The following is a 17,520-nucleotide window of genomic DNA, read 5'->3' as shown; positions in this document are numbered from 1 at the left end:
CGTGATCCGGGTTTCCGATCCGATGATCCGGCTCATGCGGCGATACCCGAACAGGGGCCCGGCCGGGCGGGTCAGTCCGCCGGGGGGTGCGTGCCGTGGGTCTTGAGCAGGGCGAGGGTCTCCGCGAGCTCGGCCCTTGCCACCCGCGCGGCCTCGTCCGCGTCCCCCGCCGCCACGGCCTCCACGAGGGCCGCGTGGGCGGCGTCCCCGTGCTGCGGGTCGGCGCCGCGCAGCGCGAGCAGGTCGAGCAGGTCGACCAGCCCCTGCCGCAGTACCGGGGTGAACTCCGCGAACAGATCGGTCAGTACGGGATTCCGGGCCGCCGCCACGACCGCCGTGTGCAGGGTGATGTCGGCGTCGACGAAGGCAGTGTCGTCGTCGCCCCCGCCCGCCGCCCGTCGGCCCGCGAGGGCCGCCCGCATCGCCGTGACGTCCTCGTCGGTCCTGCGCAGCGCGGCCAGCCGGGCCGCCTCCACCTCCACCAGCGTCCGCACCTCGTACACATCGGACACCTCCGCCGCGCGCAGCCGGGCGGGCCAGTCCTCCACCGGTCGGGTGGCGATCACGAAGACGCCCGCGCCCTGCCGGGGCCGCACGAGTCCGGCGCCCGCGAGCGCGCGCAGCGCCTCGCGGACCGTGGAGCGCCCCACGCCCAGTTCCCCGGCGAGCGTCGTCTCACCGGGGAGCTTCGTGCCGACGGGCCAGTGGCCCCGGACGATCTGGTCGCGCAGCCGCTCGGCGGCCTGTTCGACGAGGGGGCTGGGACGCAGGACGCCGAGCGGCACGGGGGTCACCTGATTCTCCGGATCGCGGGAAACGCGGGAACGCTACCCGCGAATCTAGCCCGGAACTTGTCTGAGGAGCACTTGTCTGAGGAGCTGAGGGGTGGATACCGTACCGGCCATGATCCGCGATCGCCAGCGTTCCGGCACCATGCCGTACCACTGCCACCGCCCCCATCGGGACCACGCCCGCGTCTTCGACCGGCGACGGCTCTCCGCCCGCGTCGAGCGCGCCCCGCTCGGGTCCTCGTGGATCTGCGCGACGGCGACCGGGCCCCTCGTCGAGCCCATGGGCAGCACCGGCGGCAAGCGACACTTCTTCGGCCTGCGGGTCCGCACCGGCTCCGAGGAGATCGAGGTCGGCCACCCCGTCAGCCACTCCTCCGTCGGCCGCCCCGTCGGCCACCCTTCCGTCGGCCGCCCCTTCGCCAGCCGCGCCGACTCCGGCGTCGTCCGGCGGCTCGCCGGGCCCGCCGCCACCGGTGCCACCGGCGCCTTCCCCGGAGACATCACCCCGGTCGTCTTCACCGCCCGTCCCGAGCTGATCGAGCGGACCTTGCCCTCCCCCGACGGGCCGCTCCGCGCGGTCGTCCACCTCTCCACCGCCACCGCGCCCGTCCGGCGGGAGAACGGCCTCGTGCGGGACCGCGACAAGGTCTTCCGGGCCGTCCGGGAGGCCGCCGCCCCGATGGTCCGACCCGCCGACGTCCGCCCCGGCACCGACCTCCGCTCCACGCGCGCGGAGGGCCACGGCGACGGCCCCCTCTCCGCCCTCACCGACGCCCTCGCCGACGCCCTCACCGACGCTCTTGCCGGGGCGGGGATCGCCGTGGACGTCCTGGACCTCACCGAGCACGCCCTCACCGCCGTCACCACCGGCAGCGCGGGTGAGGCCGCCGCATACGCCCGCTGCCGGGGCGGCGACCGCACCGCCCGGGACGCCGGTCCGGACATCTCCGTCCGCACCGCCTTCGTGCGGGCGGTCTTCTCCGCCGTGGACCCGGGGTCCGCCCGATGACCGGCACCGTACGGGGGAGCCGCCCCGAGGCCGGGTCCCGAGCCGGGCGGGGAGTCGTGCCCGAAGCCGCACGCGAAGCCGCCGTCGAGGCCCCGCCGGAAGCCGTGCCGCCCGCCTCACCCATGACATCCGTACAGCCCCCACGGCCCGTGCTCCGTGTCGAGGCCGCCACCGTCGTCCGCGAGGGCGACGTCCTCCTCGACGAGGTCACGCTCACGGTCCGGCCGGGAGAGCACTGGGCGCTCCTCGGCGCCAACGGCGCGGGCAAGACCACCCTCCTCGGCCTCCTCGGAGCCCTGACCCACCCCACCCGAGGCCGGGTCGAGGTCCTCGGCCGCAGGCTCGGCCGGGTGGACCTCCGCGAACTGCGCACCCTCATCGGCCACGTCACGCCCCGGCACCCGCTGCGCTCCGCCCTCACGGTCCGGGACGTCGTCCTCACGGGGGCCACCAACTCGGTGGAACGCCCCCCGCGCTGGACGCCCGCCCCCGAGCAGGAGGAGCGCGCGGACCGGCTGATCGGGACCCTCGGGCTCGACGCCAGACGGGCCGCCCGCTGGCCGACCCTCTCCCAGGGGGAACGCGGCCGGGCCCTCATCGCCCGCGCCCTGATGCCCGAGCCCCGGCTGCTCCTCCTCGACGAACCCGCCACCGGGCTCGACCTCCCCGGCCGCGAGCGGCTGCTCGACGCCCTCGACGCGCTCGGCGCCGGACACCCCACCCTCGCCACCGTCCTGGTGACCCATCACCTGGAGGAACTGCCCTCCGGCACCACGCACGCCCTGCTCCTGCGAGGGGGCCGGGTCCTCGCCTCGGGCCCCGTCGACCGGGTGCTCACCGGCGAGCGGGTCGGCGCCTGCTTCGGGCTGCCCCTCGCCCTCGAACGGCACGGCGGCCGGTGGAGCGTGCGGACCTCGCGGCCCGCCGGGCTCAGGCCGGTGACGTCAGCTTCTCCCGTACCGCGTCCAGATACTCCGCCACCGCGTCCCGGTTCCGGGTGAGGCAGCGGATGCGCTCGGTCATCCGGTCCCGCTCCTCCTCCAGGGTGGCCAGCATCTCCGGGGTCGCGTCCGGGAAGTGGATGATCCGGGGCTTGTTCAGACAGGGCAGGATCTGCTTGATCAGCCGGGTCGGCAGCCCCGCGTCGAGCAGGCCCCGGATCTGGAGGACCCGGTCCACGTTCGACGGGTCGTAGACCCGGTAGCCGTTCGGCAGCCGGTCCGTGACGATCAGCCCCTGCTCCTCGTAGTAGCGCAGCAGCCGACGCGGTGTGCCGGTGCGCTCCGACAGCTCCCCGATCCGCATGGGACGCCCCCTTCCGGGACTCGCTTGACCCTCACATCAATGTGAGGGTCTGAGCATAGATCCATGGCCAACCACCCAGGGGCGTCGGCCCGTTCCGACACGTCCCCCACATCCCGTACCCCTGTCCCCACCGAACCCACCGAACCCACCGAACCCACCGAACCCACCGCCCCGGCGGACCCTTCCGGCACCAGCGCACTCCCTGTCTCAAGCGCACCTCCCGTCTCCTCCGGCGGGCTGCCGTTCGCCGCGCTGCTCGCCCTCGCCACCGCCGTCTTCGTCACCAGCCTCACCGAGACCCTCCCCGCCGGGCTCCTGCCCTCGATGAGCGCGGGGCTCGGCGTCGGCGAGGCGGCGGCGGGCCAGACCGTCACCGTCTATGCCCTCGGTACGGCCCTCACCGCCGTGCCGCTGGCCGCCCGCACCGCGGGACTGCGCCGCAAGCCGCTGCTCCTCGCCTCGGTCGCCGGGTTCGCCGCCGCCAACACGGTCACCGCCGTCTCCTCGTCGTACGCCCTGACCCTGGGCGCCCGGTTCCTCGCCGGGGTCGCGGCGGGCGTCGCCTGGGCGCTGCTCGCCGGATACGCCCGCCGGATCGCGCCCCCGCACCTCCAGGGACGGGCCGTCGCCGTGGCGATGACCGGCATCCCGCTGGCGCTCTCGCTCGGCGTCCCGGCGGGCACCTTCCTCGGCGAGGCGGTCGGGTGGCGCGCCGCGTTCACCGCCATGACCGTGATCGCCGCCGGACTCCTCGGCTGGATCGCGCTCGCCGTCCCCGACCTGCCCGGCGGAGCCCGGGGCGGACGCGCCCCGGTGGCCCGCACCCTCCGGGTGCCCGGTGTGCTCCCCGTCCTGGCCGTGACCTTCACCCTGGTCCTCGCCCACACCGTGCTCTACACCTACGTCGCCGCCTATCTGGCCCACCTCGGTCTGGGCGGCTCCACCGGGCTCGTCCTGCTGGTCTTCGGCGCCGCCTCCCTCGCCGGGATCTGGTTCACCGGCCGTCACATCGACCGCAGACCACGGGCGCTGACCCTCGCCGGAACCTTCCTCTTCGCGGCCGGGGCAGCCGGGCTCGCCGCACCCGCCGCCGGTACCGCCCTCGTCCTGACCGCCGCCGCGCTCTGGGGCCTCGGCTGGGGCGGAGCCCCGGCCCTCCTCCAGACCGCCGTCGCGGAGGCGGGCGGCGAGCACGCCGACACCGCCCAGACGATGCTGGTCAGCCTCTGGAACGCGGCGATGGCGGCGGGCGGCGTCGCCGGAGGCGTCCTGCTCGACGGCCTCGGCGCGGGCACCCTGCCCTGGAGCGTGCTCCTGCTCCTCGTACCGGTGGCCGCGCTCGTCACCGGCGCCCGCGTCCACGGCTTCCCCGCCCGTCGATGAACCGCCCGCCGGTGAACCGCCCGTCGATGAACCCGCCCGCCGGTGACCCCGCTCCGGGCGCGCGAAGGCCCCCGTCGCCCGGAGCGACGGGGGCCCTTCCCGGTACGGCCCGGCAGGGCCGGTCAGACGGCCGGGGGCACGCGGGAGGGTCGTCCGGCGCCGCGCGTCAGCACGTATCCGCCGATGCCCGCGAGTGCGGCGAGCACCGCGCCCGCGCCGGTCCAGAGCCAGCGGTCGGACCACCAGCCGGAGGACCAGCCGTCCTCGGGGGCCGCCGCCTCGACGGCCGTGGTCCGGCCGGCCGAGGTCTCCGCCTCCGCCAGGTCCGCGGTGGTCGCACCGGGCACCAGCGGCGCGGCGAGCGAGCCGTCCGTCGCGTAGGCACCGCTCTTGTCGAGCGTGGTCACCCCGATCCGGGCGGTGAACGGCTGGCCCAGGTCCTCATCGGGCAGCGCGCTCACCGTCAGCCGTACGTAGTAGCTGCCCGGCAGCGGATCGTTCGCCCAGGTGTCGGCCGAGGCGCGGACCGGCCGCAGCACACAGGCCAGCCCCACCGTCGCCGTCTCCTTCGCGGCGGTGCGGGACTGGACGCCGTACATGCACGGCTGACGCCGCCGCAGACCGTCGTACACATCGATCCGCCAGGTGGCGGGGCCGCGCCGCAGGGCCGCGTCGGGCAGCGTGACGGTGGCGTTCACCGTCGGCCGCTGACCGGTGTCCGCCGGGAACACCCAGTACAGGTAGTCGCCCGAGGAACCCTGGGCGGTCGCCTGCTGGCCGGGCAGGAACCGGGCGGCCGTGCGGAACGTGGTGCCCGCCTCGGTCGGCCCCGCCGCGTCCCCGCCCGGGGTCGCCGACGCGGACGGGGAGTCGGCGAGGGCCGTCGGGGAGACGGGGCCGAGCAGTGCCGCGCCCGCGAGCGCGGCCGTGACGAGGGTGCGGACGGTACGCATCAGTGGGTCCTCCAGACAGCGACGCGCCAGCGGGACAGCCAGCCCCAGATCAGACCGGCCAGGAAGCCGACGACGACCAGCGTGCCGAGGAGCCACCAACCGCGTCCGAGACCGTACGCGGCCACGTCCGACGCGGCCGAGGGGCCGTCGACGACGTCCACGGTCAGCTCGACCGGCATTCCGGGGGTGGTCTTCACCGAGGGGGGAGCGGAGAAGGAGTTGCTGACCTGGAGACAGACCGTCTCGGCGGCGGGCTTCGCGTCACCGGGACCGTCGTCCAGGTCCGGCTTCGGGTAGCGCAGCCCCGTCGAGATCACGTCGGTGCGCCCGTCGCCCGCCTCCGAGCCGCGCACGATCTCCCGGCCGCGCAGGGTCACGGCGCGCAGCAGCACCCCGTAGTCGTTGTCGACCGCGCGGTCGGCGGAGATGCTGACGGAGGCGCGCAGTTCCTGGCCGGGCAGCAGGTCCACCCGGTACCAGCGGTGCTGGCCGAAGGACTCGCGGTCGGTGTACAGACCGGGCTTGAGCGGAGGGGCGTCGGCGCACCGCGCGGTGCCCTCGGTGGCCACCGGGACGACCACCGGGTCAGCGGCGCGGTCGACGAGCTGCCGTACCCGGCGGGACAGGTCCTCGGTGCGGTGGACGGAGGTGTACGTGCCTCCGGTCGCCTCCGCGATGCAGGTCAGCTGCGCCCGGGTCTTGGCGTCCGGCACCAGGCCCAGGGTGTCGATGACGAGGTGGATGCCCTTGGCCGCGATCTCCCGGGCCACCTGGCAGGGGTCGAGCGGGGCGCAGGTGTCCTCGCCGTCCGTGATGAGCACGATCCGGCGGGTCGCGTCACCGCCCTCCAGGTCCCGTGCCGCGCCGAGCAGCGCGGGACCGATCGGGGTCCAGCCGGTCGGGGCGAGGGTGGCGACGGCCGCCTTGGCCTCGGTCCGGTCGAGCGGTCCCACCGGGTACAACTGCCGGGTGTCCTTGCAACCACGCTTGCGGTCCTGGCCCGGGTAGTCCGCGCCCAGGGTGCGGATGCCGAGTCTGACCTCCTCGGGCACCGCGTCGAGGACCTCGTTGAAGGCCTGCTTGGCCGCCGCCATGCGGGACTTGCCGTCGATGTCGCGGGCCCGCATGGAGCCGCTGACGTCGAGGACCAGCTCGACCTTGGGGGATTCCTTCGCCACCGGCTCGTCGGCGGACGCGCTCGTGGGCGTGAGCGCGACGCTCAGGGCGGCGAGCAGCGCGCAGGCCCCGGTCGCCAGCCGTTTTCTCGTGATCATCGCCGGATCGTATTGATGATCCTCGGACAATCCAAAACCGGGGTGGCCGCGAGACCCTGAAAGAGGGTCAGCGGTGCTCGGGGTTGGCGAACTCCGGGCGACACCCGGCGTCCCACTCCGCCCGTACGTTCCCGTACGCCGGGATGCCGCCGGTCCGTTTGAGCAGCCCGGCCAGATGCATCAGGTTCCAGGCCATGAACGTGGTGTTGCGGTTGGTGAAGTCGTTCTCCGGGCCGCCCGAGCCGGGGTCCAGGTAGGAGGGCCCGGGGCCCGCCTCCCCGATCCAGCCCGCGTCCGCGCCCGGCGGCACCGCGTACCCCAGGTGCTGGAGGCTGTACAGGACGTTCATCGCGCAGTGCTTCACCCCGTCCTCGTTGCCGGTGATGAGACAGCCCCCGACCCGCCCGTAGTACGCGTACTGCCCGGCGTCGTCGAGGAGCCCCGAGCAGGAGTACAGCCGCTCGATGACGCGCTTCGTCACGGAACTGTTGTCGCCCAGCCAGATCGGCCCGCACAGCACCAGGATGTCGGCGGCCATCACCCGTTCGTACAGCTCGGGCCAGGCGTCCGCCGCCCAGCCGTGCTCCGTCATGTCCGGCCACACGCCCGGCGCGAGGTCCAGGTCCACCGCCCGCACGACGGAGGTCGTCACGCCCTGCGCCTCCATGACGGACCGGCTGCGTTCGACGAGCCCGTCGGTGTTGCTGACCTCGGGGGAGCGCTTCAGGGTGCAGTTGACGTAGAGCGCGCTGAGATCGTCGTACCGGTACGGGGGCGATGCGGGCACGGTCATCTGCGCTCTCCTCGGGGGACGGGATCCGGGACGGGACCGCCCCCAGCCTGTCCGGCACCCCGCCACCGGGCCACTCCGGCACACCCGAACGCATGAGAGCGGGACCCGGGGTCCGGCGGGGCGCCGGGGCGGGGCGGGGAGCGGGTCTGACGGGGCGCCGGGTGTCGGGCCCAGAGGTCCGGCCGGGGCGGGCACGGCGGCGGGTGCCGGGCGTCGGGTCCGGGGCGGCGGCGCGTCCGGGCGACGGCGGTTTCCGGCCCGTCCCGCCCCTCTACGCCGAGCCCCGGAGGGAGGGGTGACTCCCTCCGGGGCGGACCCCGTCCGCCGGGGGCGAGCCGGGTCCGGTGCCACGGCCGTGCGGCCGTGCGCCCTTCCCCGCGCTGGTGAGCGGGCGCCCGGGTCCGGTGCGCCCCCGCGCGCCGCACTCCCGGGCGCCGTCCTCGTGGGTGATCGGGTCAAGTTCCGCGCGGTTCCGGCCGCAGGGCCCGGTGGCGTGTACCGGCCACGGAGCCCCGCCCCGGGACCGTACTACCGTGCACGGGCCATGTCCCGCCCCCGCCCGGCGCGGTGAAACCGCCCTCGCCCGGTGCAGTGACAGGGGAGAGAACCGTATGCCGTCCTCCATGCCCCATCTCCGGCACGACTTCGCGGCGTCCCTCGTCGTCTTCCTGGTGGCCCTGCCCCTCTGCATAGGCGTGGCCGTCGCCTCCGGTGTCCCCGCCGAACTCGGTCTGATCACCGGCATCGTCGGCGGTCTCGTCACCGGCCTGATGCGCGGCAGCAGCCTTCAGGTGTCCGGCCCGGCCGCCGGGCTCACCGTGCTCGTCCTCGAAGCGGTCCGGACCCTCGGGGTCGCCGTGCTGGGCCTCGCCGTGCTCCTCGCGGGCCTCCTCCAGATATTCATGGGCCTGCTGCGGTGGGGCCGTTGGTTCCGGGCCATCTCCCTCTCCGTGGTCGAGGGGATGCTGGCGGGGATCGGGCTCGTCATCGTCGCCGGCCAGTTGTACGCCGCTGCCGGTGCCGTCGCCCCGGCCACCGGCCTGGACCGCGTCGCCGGTCTTCCGGGCGCCCTGGCGCGGGTGCTGACCGACACCGACGCCCTGGCGCCGCTCGCCGTCGCCACCGGCACGGTCCTGGTGATCGTCGGCTGGCGGTACGCGCCGCGCCGGGTCCGGGCGGTGCCGGGGGCGCTGGTCGCGATCGTGCTCGCGGCCCTCGTGACCGCCCTGTTCGGGCTGCCGGTGGTGACCGTACGGATCGACGGGGTGCTGGCCGCCGTCCGTCCGCCGGGGGAGGAGGCCTTCGCCGCGTTCGGCGACCTCGCGCTGTTCGGCACGGCCCTGGCCTTCGCGCTGATCGCCTCCGCCGAGTCGCTGTTCGGCGCGGCGGCGGTGGACCGGCTCCACGACGGGCCCCGCACCGACTACGACAAGGAACTGGTCGCGCAGGGCGTCGGCAACACGATCTGCGGTCTGCTCGGCGCCCTGCCCATGACGGCGGTGGTCGTGCGCAGCGCGGCCAACGTGCGGGCGGGGGCCAGGACGAGGGCGGCCCGGGTGCTGCACGGGCTGTGGCTGCTGCTGTTCGCGGCCCTGCTGCCCGCGACCCTGCGGTTCGTGCCGCTCGCGGCGCTCGCCGGGGTCCTGGTCCACGCGGGCTGGAAGCTGATCCCGTTCGGGCGGGTGGCCGCGCTGTGGCGGGGCCACCGGGGAGAGGCGTTCATCCTGGTGGTGACGGCGCTGGCGATCGTCTCCGTCAGTATGCTCGAAGGGGTCCTGGTGGGGCTCGCGCTCTCCGTGGGCAAGGCCGCGTGGGACGCCTCCCACCTGCGGACGGTCCGCACCGACGACGGCTTCGGCCCGGTCAGGGTGTCCCTGTCGGGGAACGCGAACTTCCTGCGGCTGCCGAAGATGCTCGACGCCCTGGAGTCGCTGCCGAAGGACCGGCCGGTCGAGCTGGACCTCTCCGGGCTCCATCAACTGGACCACGCCTGCCGGGCGGCCCTGGAGTCCTGGGCCGCCCGGCACTGCGCCGCCGGGCCCGGGGCCGTCAGCCTCCACGCGCTGCCGGAGCACCGCCCCGCCGCCGACGGCGAACAGGTCGGGGCGGTGCCGTGAGCCGCTACCAGATCGCCTCGACCCACTCGGGGTGGTCGATGAACGGGTTCCGGTTGCCCTGGTAGGTGGTGAAGACCAGGTCGTTGCGGCGCTCCTCGAAGGCGCTCGGCGGGTCCTGCTCGTTCCACTGCTTCAGGACCGAGAGACGGCCGTGCAGCGGGACGCTGCCGTTGCCGGTCGACTCGTTGGGCTCCAGGTCGGCCCAGCCGTCGCCGCCCTCGTAGCGGACGGTCATGTAGAGGATCATCCGGGCGACGTCGCCCTTGTCGGCGTCGCGCGGCTCGAAGGAGTCGCCGTCGGTGTAGCTCCCGGGCGCGCCGCCGACCGGGCTGCCGCCCTTGTCGAAGTCCTTGTTGCCCCGGGTGCTGTTGACCTGGACGTCGGCCGCGCGCAGGTGGTGGAGGTCGGTGCCGGGCCCGGCGGAGGTGCCGAAGTCGCCGTGGGACTGGGCCCAGGTGTGCTCGCGGTTCCAGTTGCCGACGTTGCCGCCGTTGAGGCTCTTGCTCCGCGAGGTGCCGCTGTAGAGCAGGATGACGTTGCTGGTGTTGGCGGGGTCCTGGTCGGTGGCCTTGAGGGCGTTCCAGACGGCGTCGTACGAGATCTTCGTGGTGCCGGTGCTGATGATGGTGTGCAGCGAGGACTTGAGGCTGGTACCGGTCTTGCCGACGGCGTTCTTGTAGTACGTGGTGTCGTACGCGGTGGTGGTGGCGTTCGCGGGAGTCGCGGTGACCGCGGGGAGCGTGACGCCGACGAGGGCGGCGGCGACGGCCGTCGCCCACACCTTCACTCTGCCGATCCGCACAACGGACATGGGGGGCCCTTTCCCGGGGACGGCACGCGCGGGACGGCGGGACGGGCTCGACGCCACCGCTGTCTACGCGTGTTGACTTCGTGTCACCGGGAGAGTGGCACACGTCAGGTACCTGACATGTAACGGGGAGGAGGCTGTTCCGTGACGTTCCGGCATCGGGCGGAACCTGTCACCCGTAGCCGCGAAAGGCCCCGTTCCCGCGGCGCCGGCCGGTCCGCCCGTCCGCCCCGCGACGACCGGGAACCTCCCGCTCCGCGCCGCGGCCCCGCCGCGTCCGCTCAGCCGCCCCGGACGTCCACCGGCATCCCCTTCGGCTCCTTGATCCGCTTCATGATGATCTGCGAGTTGACCTCCGTGACCCCCGCCAGGGTCGTCAGCCGCTCGATCCACAGCCGCTCGTACGCCGCGAGGTCCGCCACCGCGATCCGCAGCAGACAGCCGGGGCTTCCGAACAGCCGGTACGCCTCGATCACGTCCGGCACGTCCTGCAGCGCCGCCTCGAACGCCTCCACCGTCTCGCGGTCCCGGCGCACCTCCACCGAGACCAGGACCTCGAAGCCCCGCCCCACCGCCGCCGGGTCGATGACCGCCCGGTACCCCCGGATCACCCCGTCCTGCTCCAGCTGGCGCACCCGCCGCAGGCAGGGCGAGGGGCTGAGGCCCACCCGCTGGGCCAGCTCCTGGTTGCTCAGCCGCCCGTCGTCCTGAAGCTCACGCAAGATGTGGAGATCGATTCGGTCCATGACGCAATCATCTACCACGATGAAACAATTCAGCGGGCAATTTAGCAATCGTCTAGCGCGTGCTCTCGCCTATCGTTGCGGGACCAGGTGATTTCAGGACGGAAAGCGGAAAGAGGACAGCGGGCATGGAGCGGACGGACGACGGGGGAGCGCGCCGGATCGTCGTCATCAGCACCGGCGGCACCATCGCCAGCCGCTGGCAGGGCACCGGCTACGCCGCCGACGCCTCGGGCGACGCCGTCCTCGCCACCGCGCCCCTCCCCGAGGGCGTCACCGTCGAGGTCGTCGACCTGTTCAACGTCAACAGCTCCCGCATGACGGCGGCCCACCAGCTCGCCCTGCTGCGCACCGTCCACGAGACCCTCGCCGACCCCGGCGTCGACGGTGTCGTCGTCACCCACGGCACCGACACCCTGGAGGAGACCGCCTTCCTCCTGGACCTGCACCACACCGACCCCCGCCCGGTCGTCCTCACCGGCGCCCAGCGCCCCTTCGGCACCGGCGACGGGGACGGCCCCGGCAATCTGTACGACGCGCTCCAGGTCGCCTCCACCGTCAGGGACCTCGGTGTCCTCGTCGTCTTCGACGGGCGCGTCCACGCGGCCCGGGGCACGGTCAAGACCCGGACCCTGGACGCCGACGCCTTCTCCGACCCCTCCGCCGCGCGTCTCGGCCGCGTCGGCTTCTCCCGGGTGGACATCGCCCGGCGGCCCCGGCGCCCGGAGCCGCTGCCGCTGCCCGCCGCCGCGCGCACCGCGAGCCCCGACGACCCCGGCGCCACCCCGCTGCCGCGCGTGGACGTCGTGACCCACCACTCCGGCGGCGACACGGTGCTCTTCGAGGCGGCCCTCGCCGCGGGCGCCCGTGGGATCGTCCTGGAGGCCACCGGGGCGGGCAACGCCACCCCGGAGGTCGTCGAGGCGGTCGCCGCCGCCGTCGCCCGGGGCGTCCTCGTCGCCGTGACCACCCGGGTCCCGGCCGGACCCCTCGCCGAGATCTACACCGGCGGCGGAGCCGTCGACCTCGTCGCCGCCGGGGCGCTCCTCACCGGAACCCTGCGGGCCGCGCAGGCCAGGATCGCCGTCCTCGCCGCGCTCCTCGCCGGAGACGAGCGCTCCGGGACGGATTCCGCCGCGACCGGCTCCGCCGTGACCGGAGCCGACCCCGCCGAGGCCGGGCGCCCCGGAGCCGGGCCCTCCGTGACCGGCTCCGCCCGGAGTACGGCCCTGCTGCGCCGCCTCCTCGACGGACCGGTGCGCGACGAACCGGCCTGGGCCGCCGACACCGCCCACCCCGTCGCCGACGCCTCCGTCGCCGCCCGCGCCTGACGCGGTACGGCACCCCCCCGAATCCCGGCTCGCGGACGGCGCCCCCCAGCCCGCCCGCGAGCCGGACCCATTTCCCGGACCGGCCACCGCCCGGTCCGTACCTTCCCGACGGGCGTAAGTTACCCGTCGGTTTCTCGTGACTTCCCCGACCGGCGACAGTAGAACGTGTTCCCATTCGCTCACGAGTGAGGGGCAGCACATGAGTGAAAATCCTCTGTCGGACAGGGGGAACAGCGGTGTCAGCCGCCGCCGCTTCCTCGCCGGAACAGGTTCTCTTCTCGGGGCCGCCGCCCTGGCCGGCACCATCACCTCCGCGCAGGCCGACACCGGCCCCACCGCGATCCCCACCTCACCCCTCCCCACCGGCACACACGTTCCCGCACTCGTGATCGGCACCGGCTACGGCGGCTCCGTCGCCGCGCTCCGGCTCGCCCGCGCGGGCGTGGACGTGCACATGGTCGAGATGGGCATGGCCTGGGACACCCCGGGACCGGACGGCAAGATCTTCGCCAACACCACCCGCCCCGACTACCGCTCCTTCTGGCTGCGCACCCGCACCAAGCAGCCGCTCAGCAACTTCCTCGGCTTCCCCCTCGACAAGGACGTGCCCCGCCACACCGGCATCCTCGACGCCGAGGACTTCTCCGGCATCACCGTCTACCAGGGCCGGGGCGTCGGCGGCGGCTCCCTCGTCAACGGCGGCATGGCCGTCACCCCGCGCCGGGAGAACTTCGCCGCCATCCTCCCGACCGTCGACACCGCCGAGATGTACGCCACCTACTACCCGCGCGCCAACGCCGGACTCGGCGTCACCTCCGTCGACCGGACCTGGTGGGAGAACGCCTCCTGCTACCAGTACGCCCGCGTCGGCCGCAAGCACGCCGAACGCTCCGGCTTCCCCTTCGTCTTCGTGCCCAACGTCTACGACTGGGACTACATGAAGCAGGAGGCCGCCGGAGCCGTACCCAGGTCGGCCCTCGACGGCGAGGTCATCTACGGCAACAACGCGGGCAAGAAGAACCTCCAGAAGACCTACCTCGCCCAGGCCGCGGCCACCGGCCGCGTCGCCGTCACGGCGCTCCACAAGGTCACCTCCGTCACCCCGGCGCCCGGCGGCGGCTACACCGTCGCCGTCGACCAGATCGACACCACCGGCGCCACCCTCACGAGCAAGACCGTCACCGCCGACAAGGTCTTCTTCGCCGCCGGGAGCGTCGGCACGAGCAAGCTCCTCACCCGGCTGAAGGCCACCGGAGCGCTCCCCGCCCTCAACGACCAGATCGGCAAGGGCTGGGGCGACAACGGCAACGTCATGTGCGGCCGCGCCAACCACATGTGGGACGCGACCGGCAAACTCCAGTCGGCCATGCCCACCGCGGGCATCGACAACTGGGACGCGGGCGGAGCCTTCGCCGAGGTCGCCCCGCTGCCCACCGGCATCGAGACCTACGCCTCCTTCTACCTCTCCATCACCAAGACGCCGCACCGGGCCGAGTTCACCTGGAACCCGGCCACCGGCACGGTGGACCTCAGCTGGGACCGGGCCTGGAAGCAGACCTCCATCGACGCGGCGAAGACCATCTTCGACAAGATCAACGCCAAGGAGGGCACGATCTACCGCACCGACCTCTTCGGCCTCTACAAGATCTGGGGCGACCACCTCACCTACCACCCGCTCGGCGGCGCCGTCCTCGACCGCGCGACCGACAACCACGGACGCCTCCACGGCTACAACGGGCTGTACGTCATCGACGGCGCACTGATCCCCGGCAACACCAGCGTCAACCCGTTCGTCACCATCACGGCCCTCGCCGAACGCAACATCGAACGGATCGTCGCCGAGGACTTCTGAACCGCGCCCACCACCCGTACGCCGGAGGGGCCGGCCGGACACCCGGCCGGCCCCTCCGGCGCGTCCCTCAGTGCGTCGGCAGCACACACACCTCGTCCAGGCCCAGCACCCGGTTGAGCCGCCCGAACGCCAGCCACGACCCCAGGCTCATCGTCAGCTCCACGATCTCCGCCTGGCTGTAGCACCCCGTCATCCGCGCCCAGAACTCCTCGTCCAGACCGTGGTGGTCCAGCGCGTACCGCTCCGCGTACTCGGCGGCGAGCCGGGTCCGCTCGTCGAAGGACTCCGAGACCTCCGTCTCCCGCCAGGCGGCCACGACCGTGTCGAACCCCTCCTCGACCTTCACCCCGTCCCGGTCCGTACGCCAGTCCAGACAGAAACCGCAGCCGTTGATCTGCGCGATCCGCAGCCGCGCCGCCTCGAACTCGCGCAGCCCCAGCGTCGTATGGGCGTACACGGACAGCGAGAAGTTCGCCGCCGCCGTCCCGATCTCCGGCACCATGTCGCCCCACACGTACCCGATCGGCTCCTGGCCCCCGGGAATGTCGATGATCACCGTGCGCTCCTTCCCAGCTTGCCCACCGCGGGACGCAGCGGCACGTCCAGCGCGTCGTACAGACCCGGCTCCGCCGCCACCAGCCAGTCGATCGCCCCGACGAGCCGTCCCACCGCCGTCGCGTTCCCGCCCGCCGACCGGTTCTCGCCCTCGGCCGTCGCCGCCACCGTCACCTCGATCCGGGGACTCCCCTCGACGATCACGCGGTGCGCCCCCGCCCCGTCCGGCGGCACCGGCCAGTCCGGCGCGCAGGAGGGATGGATGCGGGTCACGTGCTCGATCACGATCCGGGGCTCCCCGCCGACGATCCCCTGCACCTCGAACCGGATCGCCCCCTGCGTCCCCGCCTCGAACACGCCCATCGTGCGGGTCTCCACGGTCGACTCCAGCGGGCGCCGGTCCACCGTCTCGCGGATCTCCTCGACCTCGGCGCCCAGCGCGCGGGCCATCAGCCGCACCTGCCCGCCCCACACCATCGTCGGCACCGAGGGGAGCAGCATCGGCGGCTCGTACGCCAGCGGGCGGCCCATCCCGATCAGGTCCCGGACCGAATCCTCCTGCTCGTACGTCGAGTAGTCGAAGATCTCCTGGCAGCGGATCGCGTCCACCGTGCTCCCCAGACCGCTCACCAGCAGCGGCAGCACATCGTTGCCCCAGCCCGGGTCCACCCCCGACACGAAGAGCGAGCCGCCGCCCTCGGCGACCGCCGCGAGGACCGGCTCGCGGAACTCGGGCGGCGCGTTGCGCTGGTCGTACAACGGGTACAGCGCGGGGGTGACGACCACCGCCCCGGTGCGCACCGCCCGCGCCACGTCCTCCAGCGCCCCGTCCGGCCGGGTGTCGCCGGACGCCGCGTACACCACCGCCCCCGGGCGCCCGCCGAGGACGGCGCCGACGTCGTCGACGGCCGTCACCCCGAGGTCGTGGCCGAGCCCCGCGAGACGGCCCGCGTCCCGTCCGACCTTCGCCGGATCGCAGACCAGCACGGCCGCGAGCTCCAGCCCTGGATGGGCGTCCACGGCACGGATCGCCGCGCGCCCGACATTCCCGGTACCCCACACCACCGTCCGAATCATGCGCGGAGGGTAGCGCCGGGCCGCGGAGGTTCCCAGGCCTGTGCCGAACAGATCTGACGAATCGTCAGAATAGCTTTCCATGAACGGAGTTCGTCATCCCAGGCGCAGCGTCACGAACGGCACGGTGTCGCCCGGCAGGACGTACCGCTCCACCTCGGTGAAGCCCCGCGCCCGCGCGGACCGCAGCCCCTCCGCGCCGGTCGCGAGCACCACGGTCTCCACCCCGTCACCGCCCGGCGTCCGGGCGGGCGCCAGCCCCCGCTCGTACAGCGCCGTCCCGATTCCCCGCCGCCGGAAACCGGGCGGCGTCCGGGCGATCACGGGCCGCCGCCGGGCTCTCCGTGTCCGGCGGGCGCACCGTCCAACAGCCCACCACCACGTCCCCGAGGTACGCCGCGTCCAGCCGGTCGCGGCCCGCCCGCTCCCGCACCTCCGCCGCCGAGAGCGGCGCCGTGGGGACGATCGCGTGGTGGACGGCCCGCCGGTCCGCGAGCCGCGCCCCGTCCACCACCCGCTCCCTATGAAGATCGTTCATGGCGGCAGGAAACCGCGCCCGCCTCGGACGGGTCAGCCGCTTCCGGGCCCCCTCGGAGAGGCCCGGAGCGCTCCTCCCCGAACGGATGCGCCCGGACGGGTGAGGGCGTCGGCGCTCCCGTAGCGCCCCACGGCGAGCGGGTACGGATCGCTGCACCGCCCCCGGCCAGGAGGAACCGTCATGCCCGTCCGCGAGGGCGTCCCCGCCCTGCTGAGCACCGGCGCGCTGTGCGCGGCCCTGCTGCTCACCGGCTGTGCGGTCACCGCGCCGTCCGCCCCCGTCGTTCCCGCCGCCATCACCGGGGACGCCCGTCCGGAACCCGCGCCGGGCGCGCCGGGACGGCGGGCCGCCCTCCCCGCGCCCCGGCTGCCGGGCATCGGCCCGGTGACCCAGGCGCTCGTCCCCGACGGCACCACCCAGGTGCTCGTCGTCACCGGCGCCACCGCCGACTCGTCCACCTCCACGGCGGTCCTCTACGAGCGGGGGCCCCAGGGCCGCTGGACCCTCACGGGGGGCCCGTGGTCCGCCCACAACGCGCTGCGCGGCTGGACCTCCGACCACAGCGCGGGGGACCTGCGCACCCCGATCGGGGTCTTCCGGCTCGGTGACGCGGGCGGCCGTCTTCCCGACCCCGGCGCCCGTCTCCCGTACGACCAGGACGAGCAGTTCGCGATCAGCGGCACCGGATTCGGCGGCGAACCCCTCGAAGGCTCCTTCGACCACGTGATCGCCATCGACTACAACCGCGTCCCCGGCCGCACCCCGCTCGACAAGGAACGCCCGCTCGGCGACGGGAAGGGCGGCGGCGTGTGGATCCACGTCGACCACGGCGGCCCCACCCAGGCGTGCGTCGCCCTGGACCGCGAGTCGCTCCGCGGCCTGCTCCGCGCCCTCGACCCGGTGCGGGAACCCGTCGTGGTCATGGGCCCGGCGCCCGAACTCGCCCTCTGAGGAGGGCACCACCGAGGCGCGCACCACCGAGGCGCACGCCGCC

At 74.1% G+C, this 17,520-nt stretch carries 17 protein-coding genes; 7 read left to right on the top strand and 10 right to left on the bottom strand.

The annotated features are described in order from the left end of the window. Positions 1 to 71: 71 nt before the first annotated feature. Complete coding sequence (locus tag ACIO92_RS18425) at positions 72 to 785, bottom strand: FadR/GntR family transcriptional regulator (protein ID WP_402282193.1); 714 nt, start codon at positions 783 to 785, stop codon at positions 72 to 74. A gap of 118 nt (positions 786 to 903) precedes the next feature. Between ACIO92_RS18425 and ACIO92_RS18420 the strand changes: the two genes are divergently transcribed. Further along, the gene (locus ACIO92_RS18420) at positions 904 to 1,800 is read left to right on the top strand and encodes an alpha-isopropylmalate synthase regulatory domain-containing protein (RefSeq protein WP_402282068.1); all 897 of its coding nucleotides are present in this window, start codon (positions 904 to 906) and stop codon (positions 1,798 to 1,800) included. A gap of 122 nt (positions 1,801 to 1,922) precedes the next feature. Continuing rightward, positions 1,923 to 2,801 carry an ABC transporter ATP-binding protein gene (locus ACIO92_RS18415; protein WP_402057532.1) on the top strand — a complete coding sequence of 293 codons (879 nt, stop codon included), beginning with the start codon at positions 1,923 to 1,925 and terminating at the stop codon, positions 2,799 to 2,801. On the opposite strand, the gene ACIO92_RS18410 is transcribed toward ACIO92_RS18415, so the two are convergent. Beyond that, the gene (locus ACIO92_RS18410) at positions 2,731 to 3,105 is read right to left on the bottom strand and encodes a MerR family transcriptional regulator (RefSeq protein ID WP_351785077.1); all 375 of its coding nucleotides are present in this window, start codon (positions 3,103 to 3,105) and stop codon (positions 2,731 to 2,733) included. The two genes, ACIO92_RS18415 and ACIO92_RS18410, sit on opposite strands and share 71 nt — an antisense overlap. A gap of 63 nt (positions 3,106 to 3,168) precedes the next feature. Between ACIO92_RS18410 and ACIO92_RS18405 the strand changes: the two genes are divergently transcribed. Then, entirely contained in the window at positions 3,169 to 4,488 is a 1,320-nt protein-coding gene (locus tag ACIO92_RS18405) for an MFS transporter (RefSeq protein WP_402282070.1), read from the top strand. Between the two features lie 122 nt (positions 4,489 to 4,610). Here the strand turns inward: ACIO92_RS18405 and ACIO92_RS18400 are convergent, their stop codons facing one another. The 3 genes from ACIO92_RS18400 to ACIO92_RS18390 form a co-directional block, all read right to left on the bottom strand. Further along, complete coding sequence (locus tag ACIO92_RS18400; protein WP_366441822.1) at positions 4,611 to 5,441, bottom strand: hypothetical protein; 831 nt, start codon at positions 5,439 to 5,441, stop codon at positions 4,611 to 4,613. Next, entirely contained in the window at positions 5,441 to 6,715 is a 1,275-nt protein-coding gene (locus ACIO92_RS18395) for a VWA domain-containing protein (protein WP_366441821.1), read from the bottom strand. The genes ACIO92_RS18400 and ACIO92_RS18395 overlap by 1 nt, the downstream gene beginning before the upstream one ends. A 67-nt stretch (positions 6,716 to 6,782) precedes the next feature. Beyond that, positions 6,783 to 7,508, bottom strand: coding sequence for a flavodoxin family protein (locus tag ACIO92_RS18390; RefSeq protein WP_401237195.1), 726 nt, complete (start codon positions 7,506 to 7,508; stop codon positions 6,783 to 6,785). A gap of 611 nt (positions 7,509 to 8,119) precedes the next feature. Between ACIO92_RS18390 and ACIO92_RS18385 the strand changes: the two genes are divergently transcribed. Next, a complete protein-coding gene (locus tag ACIO92_RS18385) occupies positions 8,120 to 9,625 on the top strand; it encodes a SulP family inorganic anion transporter (RefSeq protein WP_402057313.1) in 1,506 nt (501 codons plus the stop codon). Positions 9,626 to 9,629: 4 nt separating this feature from the next. Here the strand turns inward: ACIO92_RS18385 and ACIO92_RS18380 are convergent, their stop codons facing one another. Continuing rightward, positions 9,630 to 10,436 (bottom strand): endonuclease, encoded by an 807-nt coding sequence (locus ACIO92_RS18380; RefSeq protein WP_366441818.1) that lies wholly within the window; start codon positions 10,434 to 10,436, stop codon positions 9,630 to 9,632. Positions 10,437 to 10,714: 278 nt separating this feature from the next. After that, the gene (locus tag ACIO92_RS18375) at positions 10,715 to 11,179 is read right to left on the bottom strand and encodes an Lrp/AsnC family transcriptional regulator (protein WP_351785059.1); all 465 of its coding nucleotides are present in this window, start codon (positions 11,177 to 11,179) and stop codon (positions 10,715 to 10,717) included. 125 nt (positions 11,180 to 11,304) lie between these two features. Between ACIO92_RS18375 and ACIO92_RS18370 the strand changes: the two genes are divergently transcribed. Both ACIO92_RS18370 and ACIO92_RS18365 read left to right on the top strand, forming a co-directional pair. Further along, positions 11,305 to 12,507, top strand: a complete 1,203-nt coding sequence (locus ACIO92_RS18370; protein WP_402282074.1) for an asparaginase — start codon at positions 11,305 to 11,307, stop codon at positions 12,505 to 12,507. 199 nt (positions 12,508 to 12,706) lie between these two features. Further along, complete coding sequence (locus ACIO92_RS18365) at positions 12,707 to 14,359, top strand: GMC oxidoreductase (RefSeq protein WP_402057319.1); 1,653 nt, start codon at positions 12,707 to 12,709, stop codon at positions 14,357 to 14,359. Between the two features lie 67 nt (positions 14,360 to 14,426). Here the strand turns inward: ACIO92_RS18365 and ACIO92_RS18360 are convergent, their stop codons facing one another. The 3 genes from ACIO92_RS18360 to ACIO92_RS18350 all read right to left on the bottom strand — a co-directional run bounded on the left by ACIO92_RS18360 (position 14,427) and on the right by ACIO92_RS18350 (position 16,526). Further along, on the bottom strand, positions 14,427 to 14,915 hold the full coding sequence (locus ACIO92_RS18360; RefSeq protein WP_366441815.1) for a carboxymuconolactone decarboxylase family protein: 489 nt from the start codon (positions 14,913 to 14,915) through the stop codon (positions 14,427 to 14,429). Next, positions 14,912 to 15,991, bottom strand: a complete 1,080-nt coding sequence (locus ACIO92_RS18355) for a dihydrodipicolinate reductase (protein WP_366441814.1) — start codon at positions 15,989 to 15,991, stop codon at positions 14,912 to 14,914. The genes ACIO92_RS18360 and ACIO92_RS18355 overlap by 4 nt, the downstream gene beginning before the upstream one ends. 226 nt (positions 15,992 to 16,217) lie before the next feature. Further along, positions 16,218 to 16,526: a hypothetical protein gene (locus ACIO92_RS18350; RefSeq protein WP_402282077.1), complete on the bottom strand. Its 309-nt coding sequence runs from the start codon at positions 16,524 to 16,526 to the stop codon at positions 16,218 to 16,220. Between the two features lie 180 nt (positions 16,527 to 16,706). On the opposite strand from ACIO92_RS18350, the gene ACIO92_RS18345 reads away from it, so the two are divergent. Next, positions 16,707 to 17,477 (top strand): hypothetical protein, encoded by a 771-nt coding sequence (locus ACIO92_RS18345; protein ID WP_366441812.1) that lies wholly within the window; start codon positions 16,707 to 16,709, stop codon positions 17,475 to 17,477. Positions 17,478 to 17,520 lie beyond the last annotated feature (43 nt).

Source organism: Streptomyces sp. NPDC087215 (genome assembly GCF_044744885.1).
Taxonomy (GTDB): domain Bacteria; phylum Actinomycetota; class Actinomycetes; order Streptomycetales; family Streptomycetaceae; genus Streptomyces.
Note: the sequence above shows the minus strand (reverse complement) of the source record. Positions and strands in the feature narration are given on the sequence as shown.

Excerpts from the sequence above, each read along its gene's own strand:
- ACIO92_RS18420 (WP_402282068.1), top strand. The coding sequence starts at position 904 with ATGATCCGCGATCGCCAGCGTTCCGGCACCATGCCGTACCACTGCCAC.
- ACIO92_RS18415 (WP_402057532.1), top strand. The coding sequence starts at position 1,923 with ATGACATCCGTACAGCCCCCACGGCCCGTGCTCCGTGTCGAGGCCGCC.
- ACIO92_RS18410 (WP_351785077.1), bottom strand. The coding sequence starts at position 3,105 with ATGCGGATCGGGGAGCTGTCGGAGCGCACCGGCACACCGCGTCGGCTG.
- ACIO92_RS18405 (WP_402282070.1), top strand. The coding sequence starts at position 3,169 with ATGGCCAACCACCCAGGGGCGTCGGCCCGTTCCGACACGTCCCCCACA.
- ACIO92_RS18400 (WP_366441822.1), bottom strand. The coding sequence starts at position 5,441 with ATGCGTACCGTCCGCACCCTCGTCACGGCCGCGCTCGCGGGCGCGGCA.
- ACIO92_RS18395 (WP_366441821.1), bottom strand. The coding sequence starts at position 6,715 with ATGATCACGAGAAAACGGCTGGCGACCGGGGCCTGCGCGCTGCTCGCC.
- ACIO92_RS18390 (WP_401237195.1), bottom strand. The coding sequence starts at position 7,508 with ATGACCGTGCCCGCATCGCCCCCGTACCGGTACGACGATCTCAGCGCG.
- ACIO92_RS18385 (WP_402057313.1), top strand. The coding sequence starts at position 8,120 with ATGCCGTCCTCCATGCCCCATCTCCGGCACGACTTCGCGGCGTCCCTC.
- ACIO92_RS18380 (WP_366441818.1), bottom strand. The coding sequence starts at position 10,436 with ATGTCCGTTGTGCGGATCGGCAGAGTGAAGGTGTGGGCGACGGCCGTC.
- ACIO92_RS18375 (WP_351785059.1), bottom strand. The coding sequence starts at position 11,179 with ATGGACCGAATCGATCTCCACATCTTGCGTGAGCTTCAGGACGACGGG.
- ACIO92_RS18370 (WP_402282074.1), top strand. The coding sequence starts at position 11,305 with ATGGAGCGGACGGACGACGGGGGAGCGCGCCGGATCGTCGTCATCAGC.
- ACIO92_RS18365 (WP_402057319.1), top strand. The coding sequence starts at position 12,707 with ATGAGTGAAAATCCTCTGTCGGACAGGGGGAACAGCGGTGTCAGCCGC.
- ACIO92_RS18355 (WP_366441814.1), bottom strand. The coding sequence starts at position 15,991 with ATGATTCGGACGGTGGTGTGGGGTACCGGGAATGTCGGGCGCGCGGCG.
- ACIO92_RS18350 (WP_402282077.1), bottom strand. The coding sequence starts at position 16,526 with ATGAACGATCTTCATAGGGAGCGGGTGGTGGACGGGGCGCGGCTCGCG.
- ACIO92_RS18345 (WP_366441812.1), top strand. The coding sequence starts at position 16,707 with ATGCCCGTCCGCGAGGGCGTCCCCGCCCTGCTGAGCACCGGCGCGCTG.